Annotated in this window: 4 protein-coding genes; all 4 read right to left on the bottom strand. The window is 65.2% G+C overall.

Annotation, left to right across the window (positions count from 1 at the left end):
• Positions 1–246 precede the first annotated feature (246 nt).
• Positions 247–1929, bottom strand: a complete 1683-nt coding sequence (locus tag ACLV8F_RS05120) for a ShlB/FhaC/HecB family hemolysin secretion/activation protein (RefSeq protein ID WP_411883168.1) — start codon at positions 1927–1929, stop codon at positions 247–249.
• A 226-nt stretch (positions 1930–2155) separates the two neighbouring features.
• Complete coding sequence (locus ACLV8F_RS05125; protein WP_411883169.1) at positions 2156–6343, bottom strand: YDG domain-containing protein; 4188 nt, start codon at positions 6341–6343, stop codon at positions 2156–2158.
• Between the two features lie 164 nt (positions 6344–6507).
• Positions 6508–12558 carry a YDG domain-containing protein gene (locus ACLV8F_RS05130; protein ID WP_411883170.1) on the bottom strand — a complete coding sequence of 2017 codons (6051 nt, stop codon included), beginning with the start codon at positions 12556–12558 and terminating at the stop codon, positions 6508–6510.
• Positions 12559–12725: 167 nt separating this feature from the next.
• The gene (locus tag ACLV8F_RS05135; RefSeq protein ID WP_411883171.1) at positions 12726–17216 is read right to left on the bottom strand and encodes a beta strand repeat-containing protein; all 4491 of its coding nucleotides are present in this window, start codon (positions 17214–17216) and stop codon (positions 12726–12728) included.
• Positions 17217–17254 lie beyond the last annotated feature (38 nt).

The following is a 17254-nucleotide window of genomic DNA, read 5'->3' on the forward strand; positions in this document are numbered from 1 at the left end:
TCTCCCTCTGGGAGATGAAGCTAAATCGGAAGCGGGTTTTGCTCCTTCCCCCGCTGGGGGGAAGGTTGGGATGGGGGCTGGCGGCGCTTGATGTGTCGCTGCGCCTGTTCGAAGGCTGCTGGCCCCGTCTTGCAGACCGCAGCCCAGGCTGAGCCTGGGCTTCTTCGCGCTGTCCAGATGCGCGCAGGCGCATCTGGAGCCGCAGCACTCAGCCCCTACCCTCCCCCAGCGGGGGAGGGAGTTATGTCAGAAAGCGACCGACGCCTGCATCCACAGCGTGGGCCGTTTGGCCGCCGATGCCGGGATGGACGTCGGCAAACCGCCGTCGGTGCGCCAGGCCAGCGACGAGCGCAGTTGCACCGGGCCCAGGCTGGCGTTGACGCCCACGCCCACACCGGCCAGGTTGCGGCTGTTCGAGGCCGCGGCACCAAAGGGCTTGCGGTTGATGGTGACCTTGCCCACGTCGTAAAACACCGTGGCCTGCACGTTGGGGATCACGTTGTGGCGCAGTTCCACGGTGGCGCGGTAGCCCTCGTCGCCGCTGGCCTCGCCTTGCGGGTAGGCGCGCACGCCGTTGATGCCGCCCAGCGAAAACTTCTCGGACGAGTCCAGGTTCTTGCTGGCGGTCTGGCCGCTTACTGAAAGCGCCAGGAAGGTGCTGTCGGTGAAACGCTGCAGGCGATTCGCGCCATAGCTGAAGCGCGTGTAGCTGCCGTTGGACTGGGCCGAGGCATTGTCGATGGCCAGCGCCGTGGGCGAGTTGATGCTCAGGCTGCCGAAGGCCACCGACAGATCAAGGCCGGTGATGCCGCCGCCGCCCAGCGCGTCCTGCAGGCTGCCCGACAAGCCAAGGGTGGTGACGCCGACTTTTTTGGGCGTGTAGGTGTTCGTGCCGTCCACATAGTCCTTCAGGTTCTTGTCTTCGTACGAGACCGTTCCGCTGAGGTTCTTGAACTGGCTGCGAATGAAGGGGTAGGCGGCGAACACGCTGGCGCTGGTGGCGGTGCCGTGGGCCTGCAGCACTTCAAACTCCTTGCCGAGCTTGTAGTGGATGTCGGAATAGGCGGCGCCCAGGCGCAGGCCGTCGCTGCCTATGGGCAACTGGTAGGCCAGGCGGGCAAAGCTCAGGTTGTCGCCGGAGGTCAGCAGGTTGGCGGTGACCTGGTCGCCGATTTTCAGCGGGCTGGCCACGTTGAAGGTGCCGGCCAGGCGGTATTCGCCGGTGTAGCGGCTGCCGTAGTTGTCGGCCACCACGCTGGCGCTGTAGGGCTTGGCGGGGTTCACTTCTATCAGCAGCTCGGAGGTACCCACGCTGGCGCCAGGCTGCAGCGTGGCGCGCGAGCTGCTCACGCCGGGCGTGTCCTGCAGCAGCAGCAGGCCGCGGTCTATCTGCTCGCTCTTGATGACGTCGCCGTCCTTGACCTGGCCCAGGTAGGCCTGGGCGCGCTCGTCGCTGAGCAGCGACTGGTTGTTGATCTTGTGGCTGGAGATGCGGCCTTCGATGATGCTGATGGTGACGGCGCCGTCGGTGATGTCTTGCGCGGGCAGGTAGGCGCGGGCCACCGCAAAACCCTGGCGGCGGTAATAGGCAGTGATGCGCCGGGCGGCGGCGTTGAGCTGGCTCAGCGACTGCTGGTCGCCTATGAGGCCAGCGACCAGGGGTTGCAGTTCAGCGCTGGGGATTTCCTGGTTGCCGGTGATGGCGATGGACTTCACCAGCACACTGGCCTCGCCCTTCTGGCTCAGGTCGGCCGATTCCTCGATGCGCTGCAGCGGCGCGGCTTGCGGCGGCACGGGCCGCGCCTGGCGCAGGTCGCGCAGCACCTGGCCGGCGTCGGGCACGGGCGGCGTCTGGGCCCAGGCGCCGCCGTGGATGGCCAGCAACAGCGCCGAAGTCAGGGTGGAAAGGGGCAAGGAATTGAATTTCATTGTTCTCATTTCGGTGGTACCGGCTGGTACTTTTCAGGCGGCAAAGCGATTGGCTCTGCCGGTTTTCTGGTTCACGTGATTGTCTGTATCTGTCGGTTACCTGCCCATACTACAAATGTACTAGGCCGAAAGTTTGGCAATGGCAGGAATGTCGCAGAGGCTGATGGGCTTGTATGTCCCTAGTTTTAGGGACAGTTCCGGGGGCAATCCACTTCATGCCACTCGCCTAGTTACCGCCGTCCTGCCCGGCCGCCTCCGCCGCCGCGTTGAGGGCCCCTGCTGCGGCATCGCCATCACCTTTGCCTTTGCTGTCGTCCAGCGACACGCGAGACAGAACGCCGTCGCTGGAAAGACTGTTGAGGGAGCCTTGGTAGGCACCCACCAGCGCCGCGCCGCCCAACGCAACCGAAGCGGCGTCCCCACCGCTCAAGGTCAGCCGGCCCTGCACAAAGCGCAGGCTGTAGTTGCCATTGGCCAGCAGCCCGCCCGGGGTGATGTCGTATTCACCGGCCAGGTACGCGCCCTGCGCGCTCCCGCCGTAGGCCAGGTTGCCGGCCAGCACCGCAGTGGCCGTGTCGCCGGTCACGAGGCCGTTGTAACTGACGCCGTTGCCGCCGCTGTAGGGCGCGCCGCTCATCTGCGTGTCGTTGTTGGCCGTCACGGTCAACTGTTTCGGTGTGATGTCCGCCGTGGTGGCGGCCGTGCTGCCGCTGATGAGGTTGTAGTTGCCGGCATCCGCGCCGCCGACGGCAATGCCGGTGACGCTGACGGTTTTGTTGAGGCCGGCGTTGCTGTCGGCAAAGCTGGCGCTGCTGCTCACGTTGAGCACGTCGCCCGCCAGCGCGTTGTTGCTGAACGCGACGTTAGCCACCGTGGTGCCGTCATAGACCTTGCTGGTGCCTGTTGCCTGAACCGTGAGGTCGGCCTTGTTGATGGTGGCCGTCGTGCCGGTCTGGCTGCTGATGGCGTAGTTGCCTGCATCGGCGCCGCTGTAGCTGCTGCTCAGGTTGACTGTCTTGCCGGTGCCGGCGTTCTTGTCGCTGAACACACCGGTGGCCGACACGTTCACCGCGTCGCCGGCAAACAGGCCGGTATAGCTGGCGCCCGACGTGTTGACGGTGGCGGCCGTGCCGGCGTCATAAGTCTTGTCGGCAGCGGTGATGCCCGTGATGGTCAACGCAGCCTGGCTGATGCTGGCGGTCGTTGTCGCCTGGCCGGTGATTACATAGTTGCCCGCATCAGCGCCGCTGTAGCTGCTGCTCAGGTTGACGGTTTTATTGACGCCGGCATTCTTGTCGCTGAACAGGCCGGTGGCCGCCACGCTCACCACATCGCCGGCGACCAGGCCGCTGTAGCTGGCACTCGCTGTGTTGACAGTCGCCGCATCGCTGGCGTTGTAGGTCTTGTCGCTCGCCGTGATGCCGCTGATGCTCAGGGCCGCCCGGTTGATGTCGGCCGTGGTGGTGCCGCCGGCCGATGCCAGCACGTAATTGCCCGCGTCGGCGCCCGAAAGGCTGTTGGTGTAGCTCACGGTCTTGCCGGCGGCGGCGTTCTTGTCGCTAAAGCTGCCGCTCTGGCTGAGTGCCACGGTGTCGCCGCTGACCAGGCCGCTCAAGCTGCCGCTGAGGGTGGCAGTTGCCGTGCCGTCGTAGGTCTTGTTCGAGGCCGCGGTGCCGCTCACCGTCAGTGTGGCTGCGGTGATGTCGGCGGTGCCGCCCACATAGCTGATGTCGTAGCCCCGTTGGCCGGAGTACAGGCCGCTGGTGCTCACGGCGTAGCTGCCCACGTTCTTGCTGCTGGTGCTGTAGGCGGCGGTGCCCAGGATCAGGCTGGTGTCGGCGCTGCTGTCGCTCAAGCTGTAGCCAATGTTACTGAGGACGGTGTTGCCGTCGTAGGTTTTACTGACGTTGTTGCTGGTGACCGTCAGCGCGGTCATGAAGCTGCGCAGCAGCGGCGTGGTGGAGCCTTCGTAAATGCGCCAGATTGAGGAGGAGCCGCCGGTGCTGGCCACATCCCAGCCCGCAGCGGTATAGATGCTTGCCGTGCTGGCCTCGATGTCGGTCAGGCCTCGGGTGTAGCTATCCACCAGACCACTTCCACCACCGATGCCTGTGGTGCTGACGCTGTTCAACCAGAAGGAGGCCTTCACCCCGCCGGCGTCGGATTCCGTCACCGTGCCGGTGACGTTGTCGCCGGCCAACGCACCGACGTTGCGACTTCCCGAAACGCGGCCTGTGGCATAGGTGGTGTCGATGATGCCCCAGAAGTTGCTGCCCACCAGCCCGCCGACATAGATGTTGCCGGTTACTGCGCCGGTGGCATAGGCATTGGTGATGCTGCCGGCGTACTGGTTGTAGCCCACCAGCCCACCGACGGCGTTATTGCCCGTTACTGCGCCTGTGGCATAGGAGTTGGTGATGTTGGCGTGGTAGTTGGTGCCCACCAGCCCGCCGACAGAGTTGCTACTGCTACTGCCCGTTACCGTGCCTGTGGCATAGGAGTTGGTGATGCTGCCTTGGTAGTTGGTTCCTACCAGCCCGCCGAGATAATAGCCACTTCCCGAAACGCTGACGGTGGCATAGGAGTTGGTGATGCTGCCTTGGTAGCTGCTGCCCACCAGTCCGCCGATGTTAAAGCCACTTCCTCCCGAAACGCTGCCGGTGGCATAGGCGTTGCTGATGCTGCCGCCAATGTTGAAGCCCACCAGCCCGCCGATATGAAAGCCACTTCCCGAAACGCTGCCGCCCACCAGACCCAGGTCACGGATCGTCCCGCTGTTCCGGCTGAACAGACCAACGCTGTATTGCGAGCCGGCATTGATAGTCAGATGCGAGACCGTATGCCCCAGCCCGGCAAAGGTGCCGGCGAAGGCGTTGTTGCTGTCGCCCACCAGCGCACCGGTGTAGGTGGTGCCACTGGCATCCAGATCCCCGGCCAGCGCGTAGCGGCCGCTCAGCCCCGTGCTGTCGATCGCGTCCAGCTCGGCCATGCTGTGGATCAGCGTGTAGCTGGTGCCGTTGATGGCCAGCGTGGCGTTGGCACCGCTGAGCGTGATCGGGGCCTTGACCTTGTAGTCACCGCCGTAGTTGAGCACCAGGCCGCCGCTCGCACCCGTTGCGGTAATGGCCCGGCTGATGTTGATGTCGCGGCCTGCCGCCAAGGTCAGCACGCTGTTGGAACTCCAGCTCACGGCGTCGTTGACGTTGATGTCTCCGGCGGTGCCGCTCGCGCCCTGGGTGTTCAGGATGGTGACCGTGCCGTTGTTGGCCAGCTGCGCGGAGAGCGCCGCACCCGTCATGTCGCCGCCGCTGGCGGCAATCGTGAAATCGGTCGGGTCTATCAGCCAACTGCCGCTCTGCCCGCCCAGGCCGTCGGCCGCCTTGGTGGTGATCACCGCGCTGTCGGCGATCTTGACGTGGGCCGCGCTGGTTTCGATGAAGCCGCCGTCACCACCGGTCGGCGCGCTGGCATCCAGCGTGCCCGCGACGTTCACCGTGCCATAACTCATGTCGCCCATCAGCAAGATCCGGCCGGCTTTATTCTGCAGGGTCTTCGCTTCAATGACACCCGTGTTGTTGACGGTGGCCGTGGTCAGGCTGTCCAGTGCTTTTGCGCCCAGCAGCACCTGGCCGCCATCGGCTTTGATCAGCTGCTTGTTCTCGGCCAGGGCGTTGATCGCGCCCTGGTCGATGCTGTAGCCCAGCAGGCTGCCGTTGTCGAGGTTGAGCGTGACCTTGTTGCCGGCTGCGAGAAGTGCGGTCCCCAGCGAGGCCGTCATCACACCTTCGTTACGCACTTCGGGCGCCAGCAGCGCGAGATAACCGCCCTGCCCTGCATTCAGCGTTCCCTGGTTCACCACGGAGCCGCTGCCGGAACCCGTGAACTTGTAGTTGCCCGCTTCAAAGTCCGCATTGCTCATGCTGAGCGTCGAAGCGACCAAGCCGCCTACGTTGACCTGCGACCCAGCGCCAAACAGCACGCCATTCGGGTTCAGAATAAAAACCTGGCCGTTGGCCGTCAGGCTGCCCAGCAGTTCACTCGGGCTGGAGCCCGTGATCCGGTTCAGCGCAATCGCCTGCGCGTTGGGCTGGTTGAAGATAAGCGCCTCGTTGGCACGCGTGGACAAACTGGTCCAGTCGATCGCCGCGCGCTGGCTGCTCTGGTTGACGGTGGTGGTGTTGCCCACGGTCGTTACGCCAGCGGCACCGGCGGACACCGTCGCATTCGCCGCGTCGGCCGCCCTGGCCTGATGCATCAACCCCGCCAGCGGCACCAGCATCAGCAGCGCTGCCTTGTTGCGTGCCGAACCGCCTTTACCCTGCCCTTTGGCGTTTTCCGCCACCGCGACCCACAGGTTTAAAGCGACATTCCACACCAGCCGGTAGATGCGGTTCATGCTGGCGTGGCTTTTCATATCGGGCTTTAGAGGATGGTGAGTTGGCGACGGATAAAACAGGCAGCTGTTTGCCCGGTTTTTCAGTCAATTGAAATCACAGAATTCGCTGTAGAAATCTTTGCCGCGATCGTACGAATTGCAGGCGCCCATGTCTGTAGCGCATATGCGCTACAGACATGGGCCTAGTTGCCGCCGTCTTGCCCGCCTGAGTCCTCCGCCGCCGCGGCATTGAGAGCCGCAGCCGCGGCGTCGCCATCCCCCGTCCCCTTGCTATCGCCCAGGAACACGCTGGACACCAAGCCGTCGCCGGAAACGCTGTTGAGCGAGGTCTCGTAGGCGCCAACCAGCGCCGTTCCGCCCAGCGCAACTGAGGCCGCGTCTCCGCCGCTCAAGGTCAGCTTGCCCTGCACAAAGCGCAGGCTGTAGTTGCCATTGGCCAGCAGGCCGCCCGGAGTGATGTCGTAGTCACCTGCCAGGTACGCGCCCTGCGCGCTCCCGCCGTAGGCTACATGGCCGGCCAGCACCGTGGCAGCCGCGTCACCGGTGACCAGGCCGTTGTAGCTCAAGCCGTTGCCGCCGCTGTAGGGCGCGCCGCTCATCTGCGTGTCGTTGTTGGCCGTCACGGTCAGCTGTTTTGGTGTAATGTCTGCCGTGGTGCTGGCCGTGCTGCCGCTGATGAGGTTGTAGTTGCCGGCATCCGCGCCGCCGACGGCAATGCCACGGACGCTGACGGCCTTGTTCAGCCCTGCGTTCGCGTCGGCAAAGCTGGCATTGCCCGTCAGGGTGAGCACATCGCCCGCCATGCCGTTGGCGCTGAGCGCAACGGTGGCGGCCGTGCTGCCGTCATAGACCTTGCTGCCGCCTGCGGCCTGCACCGTCAGGTCCGCCTTGTTGATGGTGGCGGTGGTGCTTGCCTGGCTGGTGATGGCGTAGTTGCCCACGTCGGCGCCGCTGTAGCTGCTGCCCAGGGTGACGGTTTTTCCGGCGCCCGCGTTTTTGTCGCTGAAGACGCCCGCGACGTTCACATTCACCACGTCACCCGCAAACAGGCCGCTGTGGCTGGCGCCCGCCGTGTTGACGGTGGCCGCCGTGCCGGCATCGTAGGTCTTGTCGCTGGCCGTGATGCCACTGATGGTCAGCGTCGCCTGACTGATGCTGGCGGTCGTTGTCGCCTGGCCGGTGATGGCGTAGTTGCCCACGTCAGCGCCGCTGTAGCTGCTGCTCAGGTTCACGGTCTTGTTGGTACCGGCGTTTTTGTCGCTGAACAAACCGGTCGCCGCCACGGTCACCACATCACCTGCAAACAATCCGTTATAACTCGCACTCGCTGTGTTCACGGTGGCTGCGTCGCTGGCGTTGTAGGTCTTGTCGCTCGCCGTGATGCCGCTGATGCTCAGGGCCGCCCGGTTGATGTCGGCCGTGGTGGTACCGCCGGCCGATGCCAGCACGTAATTGCCCGCGTCGCTGCCCGAGAGGCTGTTGGTGTAGCTCACGGTCTTGCCGGTGGCGGCGTTCTTGTCGCTGAAGCTGCCGCTCTGGCCCAGCGCCACGCTGTCACCGCTGACCAGGCCGTTCAGGTTGCCGCTGAGGGTGGCGCTGGCCGTGCCGTCGTAAGTCTTGTTCGCGGCAGTGGTGCCGCTGACTGTCAGCGTGGCCGCCGCGATGTCGGCCGTGGCGCTGCCCGCGGCCACGACGTAGTTGCCCGCGTCAATGCCGCTCAGGCTGTTGGTGATCGTCACCGCCTTGCCGGTGGCTGCATTCCTGTCACTGAAGGCGCCGCTCTGGCCCAAAGCCACGACGTCGCCGCTGACCACGCCGCCCAGTGCGCCGCCGGTGACGGTGGCGGAGGCCGTGCCATCGTAGGTCTTGTTCGCGGCGCTGCTGCCGCTCACCGTCAAGATCGCGGCCGTGATGTCGGCCGTGGTCGTGCCGCCGGCCGATGCCAGCACGTAGTTGCCCGCATCGCCGCCCGAGATGCTGCTGGTGTAGCTGACGGTCTTGCCGGTGCCGGCGTTCTTGTCGCTGAAGCTGCCGCTCTGGCTCAGTGTCACGTTTTCGCCGCTGACCACACCGCTCAGGCTGTCGACCAGCGTGGCGGCCGTCGTGCCGTCGTACACCTTGCCAGCGGCGGTGGTGCCGCTTGTCGTCAGCACGGCGGCCGTGACCGTGGCGGTACCGCCGGCAAAACTCAGGTCATAGCCCTGCTGGCCCGTGTACAAGCCGCTGATGCCGATGCTGTAGCTGCCCACGTTCTTGCTGCTGGTGCTGGCGGCGGCGGTGCCCAGAATCAGGCTGCCGTTGGCGCTGCTGCTGCTCAGGGTATAGCTGCCGGCCAGGGTCGTGCTGCCGTCGTAAGTCTTGTTGACGTTGCTGGCCGTCACCGTCAACGCGCCCATAAAGCTGCGCAGCAGCGGCGCGGTGTAGCCCTCATAGATGCGCCATACCGCGGTGCTGCCGCCGCTGCCGGCGATGCTCCAGCCCGCGCCGCTGAAGGTGCCGGCCTGCAGCATCTGCGCCGTGCCGACACCGCTGCCGCCGTCGCTGCCGGGCTGGCCCGAGGTATCGGTGTTCCAGAAGCTGTTGCCGACCGTGCCACCGCTGTTGAAGCCCACCAGGCCGCCGGCGTTGCTCCCGCCGCTGACGCTGCCGCCCGCGTAACTGCCGTTGATGCTGCCGGTGTCGTTGTAGCCGACCAGCCCGCCCGCATACGCACCCGTGGCCGACACCGCGCCGCTTGCATAGCTGTCGGCAATACTTCCCAGGTTGTCGCCCGCCAGGCCGCCCACCCTGCCGGCGCCCGCCACCGCCGCACTGGCGTAGCTGTTGCTGATGCTGCCGCCGTTCTCGCCCGCCAGCGCGCCCACATGGTTGCCGCCCGACACACTGCCGCCGGCCAGGCCGAGGTTGCTGATCACGCTGGTGCTGCCGGTGCGGCCGAACAAGCCGACGTAGTCCGTGCCCGGGCGGTTGATGTTCAGGTCCGAGATGCTGTGGCTCTGGCCGTCCAGGCTGCCGGTGAACGCGGCCGTGCCGTTGCCCACCGGCACAAAGCCGGCAGTGCCCCACATGCCGCCGGCGTTGCCGCTACTGGTTTCGCCGGCATTGATGTTGGCGGCCAGCGTGTAGCTCGCGCTGGTGTCCAGGGCCATCAGCTGCAGTTGATGCGCATTCTGGATGTTGGTGCTGTACTCGCTGTACAGGAAGGGCCGGGTGCTGCCTTCAATCATCACCCAAGTCTTTGCGCCGGTGCCGGTGTCGGTGACCATCCAGATACCCGAGCCGGTGGCGGTCTCGCTCCAGGTGCCCAGGTAGGCGTAGCGGTTGTGGCTGAAGACGCTGGCAAGCGTGGTGGGAAAGACGAAGGTGGGGCCGCTGCCCTCGTAAACGCCGACCCCGCGGGTCTGGCCCGTGCCGTTGAGATCCCAGAGGCCTTCTGCGGAACTTTGGCCGTTAAAGTAGCCCACGAAGCCGCCTACGCGGCTGACACCACTGACACGCCCCGAGGCGTAGCCCTTGGCGACATAGCCGGTCTCATTGGCGCCCAGCAGTCCGCCCACGGCATCATTGCCGGTCACACTGCCGCTGGCATTGGCGTTGGTGATGGTGGCCTGGTTGTTGTTGCCCACCAGTCCGCCCACATAGTTACGGCCGCTCACGCTGCCGCTGGCATTGGCGTTGCTGATGGTGGCCGTGGAGTTGCCGCCCGCCAGCCCCCCCACATAGTCGACGCCGCTCACGTTGCCGGTGGCATAGGCGTTGCTGATGGTGGAGCCCCCGAAGTTGTAGCCCACCAGGCCGCCCGCATAGTTGCCCGTTGCTGTCACGGAACCACCGGCATAGCTGTTGCTGATGCTGCCGGCATTCCATCCCACCAGTCCGCCAACGGTGCCAGGCCCCGAAATGCTGCCGGTCGCATAAGAGTTGCCGATGCTGCCGCTGTTCAAGCCCGCCAGCCCGCCGGCGGGGCCTCCCGAAACGCTGCCTGTGGCATAGGCCTTGTCAATGTTGGCGGAGTTCCATCCCACCAGCCCGCCGGCGTAGAGGACGCTCGAAACGGTGCCCATGGCATAGCTGCCGCTGATGAGGGCGTTGCCGCTGTTCTCGCCCACCAGCCCGCCCGCATAGTTCACCGTGGCCGCCACCGCGCCGCTGGCGTAGCTGTTGCCAATGCTGCCGGCGTTGAGGCCCACCAGCCCGCCCACGTCGGTGCCGCCGTTGACACTGCCGCTGGCATAGGCGTTGCTGATATTGCCGCCACTGCTGCCCACCAGCCCGCCCACATAGGTACGGCCGCTCACGCTGCCGGTGGCATAGGCATTGCTGATGCTGCCGCTGTTGCCGCCCACCAGCCCACCAACGCCAATGCCATCGATGGGCTGGCCGGTGTCGATGCCGGTAACGGCGCCCGTGGCGTAGCTGCCGCTGATGCTGCCGGCGTTGGAACCGGCCAGCCCGCCGACGTTGCGCAGTGCCGAGACACTGCCGGTGGTATAGGCATTGCTGATGCTGCCGGCGTTGCTGCCAACCAGCCCGCCGACAGTACCAGCGCCAACGACGCTGCCGCCCACCAGGCCGATGTCGCGCAGCACGCTGCCGGCAGCGGTGCTGCCGAACAGGCCCACGTTAGTCGAACTGCCCGCGTTGATGACCAGCTTGCTGATGGTGTGCCCCAGCCCGGTGAAGGTGCCGGCAAAGGCGCCGCTCACCAGCGCGCTGGTGTAAGTGCTGCCGCCGGCATCCAGGTCCTGGGCCAGCGCGTAGCTGCCGCCCAGCCCGGTGCTGTCAATGGCATCCAGTGCGGCCATGCTGTGGATCAGTGTGTAGTTGGCGCCGTTGATAGCCAGCGTGGCATTGGCGCCGCTGAGCGTGATCGGGGCCTTGACCTTGTAGTCACCGCCGTAGTTGAGCACCAGGCCGCCGCTGGCGCCGGTGGCCGTGATGGCCCGGTTGATGTTGATGTAGCGGTTTGCCGCCAAGATCAACACGCTGTTCGAACTCCAGCTCACGGCGTCGTTGACGTTGATGTCTCCGGCCGTTCCACTCGCGCCCTGGGTGTTGAGGATGGTGACCGCACCGTTGTTGGCCAGCTGCGTGGAGAGCGCCGCGCCCGTCATGTCGCCGCCGCTGGCGGCAATCGTGAAATCGGTCGGGTCTATCAGCCAGCTGCCGCTCTGCCCGCCCAGGCCCTCAGCTGCCTTGGTCGTAATTACCGCGCTGTCGGCGATCTTGACGTGGGCCGCGCTGGTTTCAATAAAACCGCCATCGCCGCCGGTAGGTGCGCTGGCATCCAGCGTGCCCGCAACGTTCACCGTGCCATAGCTCATGTCACCCATCAGCAGGATGCGGCCGGCTTTGTTCTGCAGCGTCTTTGCTTCGATGATGCCGGTGTTGTTCACCGTGGCGCTGGTCAGGCTGTCGAGCGCTTTTGCGCCCAGCAGCACCTGCCCGCCATCGGCTTTGATCAGCTGTTTGTTCTCGGCCAAGGCGTTGATCGCGCCCTGGTCGATGCTGTAGCCCAGCAGGCTGCCGTTGTCGAGGTTCAGCGTGACCTTGTTCCCGGCTGCGAGGAGTGCCGTGCCGAGACTTGCGGTCATCACGCCTTCGTTGCGCACCTCGGGCGCCAGCAGCGCGAGATAACCGCCGGACGCGGCGTTCAGTGTTCCCTGGTTGACGACCGAGCCCGAGCCGCCCGAACCGGTGAACACATGCTTGCCGTCCATGAAGTCGGCATTGCTCATGCTCAAGGTCGAAGCGACAAGGCCGCCGACGTTGACTTGCGAGCCCGCGCCAAACAGCACGCCATTCGGGTTCAGGATAAACACCTGGCCGTTGGCCGTCAGGCTTCCGAGCAATTCGCTCGGGCTGCTGCCGGTGATGCGGTTCAGTGCAATCGCCTGCGCATTGGGCTGGTTGAAGATAAGCGCCTCGTTGGCACGCGTGGACAAACTGGTCCAGTCAATCGCCGCGCGCTGGGTGCTCTGGTTGACGGTGGTGGTGTTGCCCACGGTCGTTACGCCAGCGGCACCGGCGGACATCGTCGCATTCGCCGCATCGGCGGCTTGCGCCCCATGCATCAACGCCGCCAGCGGCACCAGCATCAGCAGCGCGGCCCTGTTACGTGCCGAGCCGCTTTTGCCCTGCCCTTTGGCGTTCTCGGCCACCGCGACCCACAGGTTTAAAGCGGCATTCCACACCAGGCGGTAGATGCGGTTCATGCTGGCGTGGCTTTTCATATCGGGCTTTAGGGTGGCAGCTTGGCGACAGCGTAAACAGGCAGTTGTTTGCCCGCTTTTTCAATCAAATGAAATTCGCAGAAGCTGCTACAGGTGAAAAAGTTCTGCCGTGATCGTACGAATTGCAGACGCCGGTGTCTGTAGCGCATATGCGCTACAGGCAAGGCCTAGTTGCCACCGTCCTGCCCGGCGCCCTCTGCGGCGGCGGCATTGAGGGCGCCCGCCGCGGCGCCGCCCCCACCCGTTCCCTTGCTGTCGTCCGCCGATACCCGGGGCACCAGGCCGCCGCCTGAAACGCTGTTGAGGGAGGTCTGGTAAGCGCCAACCAGCGCCGTTCCGCCCAGTGCCGCCGAGGCGGCGTCACCACTGCTGAGGGTCAGCCGGCCCTGCACAAAGCGCAGGCTGTAGTTGCCATTGGCCAGCAGCCCGCCCGGGGTGATGTCGTAGTCACCCGCCAGGTAAGCGCCCTGTGCACTGCCGCCGTAGGCCAGGCTGCCGGCCAGCACCGCGGCGGCCGTGTCACCGGTGGCCAAGCCGTTGTAGCTCACGCCATTGCCGCCGCTGTAGGCCGTGCCGTCGGCGGTCTTGCTGTCGTTGTTGGCAGTGACGGTCAATGCAGCGGCGGTGATGTCGGCTGTGGTCGTGCCGCTGCCGGACGCGAGCACGTAGTTGCCCGCATCGGCACCCGACAGGCTGTTCGTGTAGCTCACCGTCTTGCCGGTGGCTGCATTCTTGTCGCTGAAGGTTCCGCTCTGGCCCAGGCTGACGGTGTCGCCGTTGACCAGTCCGGTAAAGCTGCCGCCACTGACGGTAGCCACCGTCGTGCCGTCATAGGTCTTGTTGGCGGCGCTGCCGCCGCTGACCGTCAATGTGGCCGCCGTGATGTCGGCCGTGGTGCTACCGCTGGCGGACACCAGCACGTAGTTGCCGGCATCGGTGCCAGAAACACTGCTGGTGTAAGTGACCGTCTTGCCTGTGGCCGCGTTCTTGTCGCTGAAGGTTCCGCTTTGGCTGAGCGTCACGGTGTCGCCGCTGATGAGGCCACTCAAACTGCCGCTGAGTGTGGCAACCGTCGTGCCGTCGTAGGTCTTGTTGGCGGCCGTCGTGCCGCTGACCGTCAGCGTGGCCGCCGTGATGTCGGCCGTGGTGCTGGCTGCGACGACGACGTAGTTGCCGGCATCGGTGCCGCTCAGGCTGCTGGCGATGGTGACCGTCTTGCCGGTGGCGGCGTTCTTGTCGCTGAACGTGCCGCTCTGGCTGCTCAGTGCCACGCTGTCACCGCTGATCACGCCGCTCAAGGCGCCGCCGCTGACCGTGGCGGCGGTCGTACCGTCATAGGTCTTGTTGTCGGCCGTCGTGCCGCTGACCGTCAGCGTGGCGGCGGTGATGTCAGCCGTGGTCGTGCCGCTGGCGGACGCGAGCACGTAGTTGCCAGCATCGGTACCCGAAACGCTGCTGGTGTAGTTGACCGTCTTGCCGGTGGCGGTGTTCTTGTCGCTGAACGTGCCGCTTTGGCTCAACGCCACGGTGTCGCCGCTGATCAGGCCTGTCAAGCTGCCGCTAAGCGTGGCGGCCGTCGTGCCGTCGTAGGTTTTGTTCGCGGCGCTGGTTCCACTCACCGTCAACGTCGCGGCGGTGATGTCAGCCGTGGTGCTGGCCGCTGCTACGACATAGTTGCCGGCGTCGCTGCCGCTCAGGCTGTTAGCAATGGTCACCATCTTGCCGGTGGCGGCGTTCTTGTCGCTGAACGTGCCGCTCTGGCTGCTCAGCGCCACCGTGTCGCCACTGATGACGCCGCTCAACGCGCCGCCGCTGACCGTGGCGGCCGTCGTACCGTCATAGGTCTTGTTTGCGGCGGTGGTGCCGTTGACCGTCAACGTGGCGGCGGTAATCGTGGCGGTGCCGTCCACATAGAGAATGTCGTAGCCCTGTTGGCCGGAGTACAGCCCGCTGATGCCGAAGCTGTAGCTGCCCACGTTCTTGCTGCTGACGTTACCGTAGGCGGCGGTACCCAGGATCAGGCTACTGTCGGCGCTGGCATCGCCAAGGCTGTAGCTGCTGCTGACGCTGGTCGTGCCGTCATAGGTTTTGCTGGTGTCGCCGGCTGTCACCGTCAGCGCGGTCATGAAGCTGCGCAGCAGCGGTGCGGTATAGCCTTCGTAGACGCGCCACACCGCCGTGCTGCCGCCGCTGGTAGCAATATCCCAACCACTGAAGCTGCTGGCCTGCAGCATTTGCGCGCTGGTCAGCCCGGTGCCGCCAGCGCTGCTGCTCTGGCCTGAGGTGTCGGTGTTCCAGTAGCTGCTGGTGACAATGCCTGCGTTGTCTCCACCGACCATGCCGCCAACCAGACTGCTACCTGTGACCGCGCCGCTAGCGTAACTGTTGGCGATGGTGCCGTAGTTGAAACCCACTAGCCCGCCCACGTAGTTGGTGCCAGCCACATTGCCTGTGGCGTAGGCATTGCCGATGATGCCACCGTCGTTCTGGCCCACCAGCCCACCGACGTAGGTGCTTCCCGAAACACTGCTGGTGGCGTAGGCGTTGCTGATGCTGCCGCCGTAGCTAGAGCCCACCAGCCCGCCGACGTAGTTGCCACTTCCCGTCACACTGCCGGTGGCATAGGCGTTGCTGATGCTGCCATAGTTGTCGCCCACTAGCCCGCCGACGTCGTTGCTTCCCGAAACGCTGCCGGTGGCATAGGCATTGCTGATGTTGCCGTAGTTGTTGCCCACCAGCCCGCCGACGTAACTGCTACCTCCTAAAACGCTGCCAGTGGCATAGGCGTTGCTGATGCTGCCGCCGTAGCTAGAGCCCACCAGCCCGCCGACGTAGTTGTTTCCCGAAACGCTACCGGTGGCATAGGCGTTGCTGATGCTGCCGGAGTTGTTGCCCGCCAGCGCTCCCACCTCGTTACTGCCGCTGACGCTGCCTCCCAGCAGGCCGATATCGCGGATCACGCTGCTGGTGTTGGTGTAGCCGAACAGACCCACGTCATCGGTTCCGTCGGCATTGATGGTCAGGTTGCTGATGATGTGCCCCAGCCCGGCAAAGGTGCCGGTGAAGGGGGTGCCGCTGTCGATACCCACCAGCGCACTGCTGTAGGTGGTGCCGCTGGCATCCAGGTCCCCGGCTAGCGCGTAGCTGCCGCTCAAGCCCGTGCTGTCGATGGCATCCAGTTGGGTCATGCTGTGGATCAACGTGTAGCTCGTGCCGTTGATGGCCAGCGTGGCATTGGCACCGCTGAGCGTGATAGGTGCGCTGACCTTGTAGTTGGTGCCGCTGGTGGTTGTTCCTGCCGTGGCGTAGTTGCCATAGTTCAGCACCAGCCCGGCACTGCTGCCCGTGGCGGTGATGGCGGCGTTGATGTTGATGTTGATGTTGTTGTAGGCGTTCAGCGTCAGCGTAGTGTTGGCGCTCCAGCTGACGGCGGCGTTGACGTTGATGTCGCCGCTGTCGCTGCCTGTGCTGGCGTCGGTGGCCAGCGTGACGCTGGTGGTGGCCAGGTTGGCCGACAGCGTGTTGGCGCCGATGCCGCTGCTGGTCTGGCTGCCGCTGCCGGATGAGATGGTGAAGTCGGTTGGGTCGATCAGCCAGGTGCCGGTCTTGCCGCTGTCGGACAAGGTGGTGACGCGGGTGCCCGCTGCCACCTTGACATGGGCCGCGGATGTTTCGATGAAGCCGCCATCGCCGCCTACCGGGGCGCTGGCATCAAGCGTGCCGCCTACGTTGACGGTGCCGTAGCGCATGTCGCCCATCAGCAGGATGCGGCCGGACTTGTTCTGGATCGTTTTGGCTTCAATCACGCCAGTGTTGTTGACGGTCGCGGTCGTCAGGCTGTCCATGGCCTTGGCGGAAAGCAGCACCTGCCCGCCATCGGCTTTGATCAGCTGTTTGTTCTCGGCCAGGGCGTTGATGGCGCCCTGGTCGATGCTGTAGCCCAGCAGGCTGCCGTTGTCGAGGTTCAGCGTGACCTTGTTGCCGGCTGCGAGGAGTGCAGTTCCGAGACTGGCCGTCATCACGCCTTCATTGCGCACCTCGGGCGCCAGCAGCGCGAGATAACCGCCGGACGCGGCGTTCAGTGTTCCCTGGTTGACGACCGAACCCGAAGCACCCGTTCCCGTGAACACATGCTTGCCGTCCATGAAGTCGGCATTGCTCATGCTCAGGGTCGATGCAACAAGGCCGCCCACGTTCACCTGTGAGCCCGCGCCAAACAGCACGCCGTTCGGGTTCAGGATAAACACCTGGCCGTTGGCCGTCAGGCTCCCGAGCAATTCACTCGGGCTGCTGCCCGTGATGCGGTTCAGTGCAATCGCCTGCGCATTCGGCTGGTTAAAGATGAGCGCCTCGTTGGCACGCGTCGACAAACTGGTCCAGTCAATCGCCGCGCGCTGGGTGCTCTGGTTGACGGTGGTGGTGTTGCCCACGGTCGTTACGCCAGCGGCACCGGCGGAAACCGTCGCATTCGCCGCATCGGCGGCTTGCGCCCCATGCATCAACGCCGCCAGCGGCACCAGCATCAGCAGCGCGGCCGTGTTGCGCGCCGAGCCGGCCTTACCGCACCCTTTGGCGTTCTCCGCCACCGCCACCCACAGGTTTAAAGCGGCATTCCACACCAGGCGGTAGATGCGGTTCATGCTGGCGTGGTTTTTCATATCGGGCTTTATGGGGTGGCGTGACTGGCCCGGGGCCG

Source organism: Polaromonas sp. YR568 (assembly GCF_943369675.1).
Lineage (GTDB): Bacteria > Pseudomonadota > Gammaproteobacteria > Burkholderiales > Burkholderiaceae_C > Polaromonas.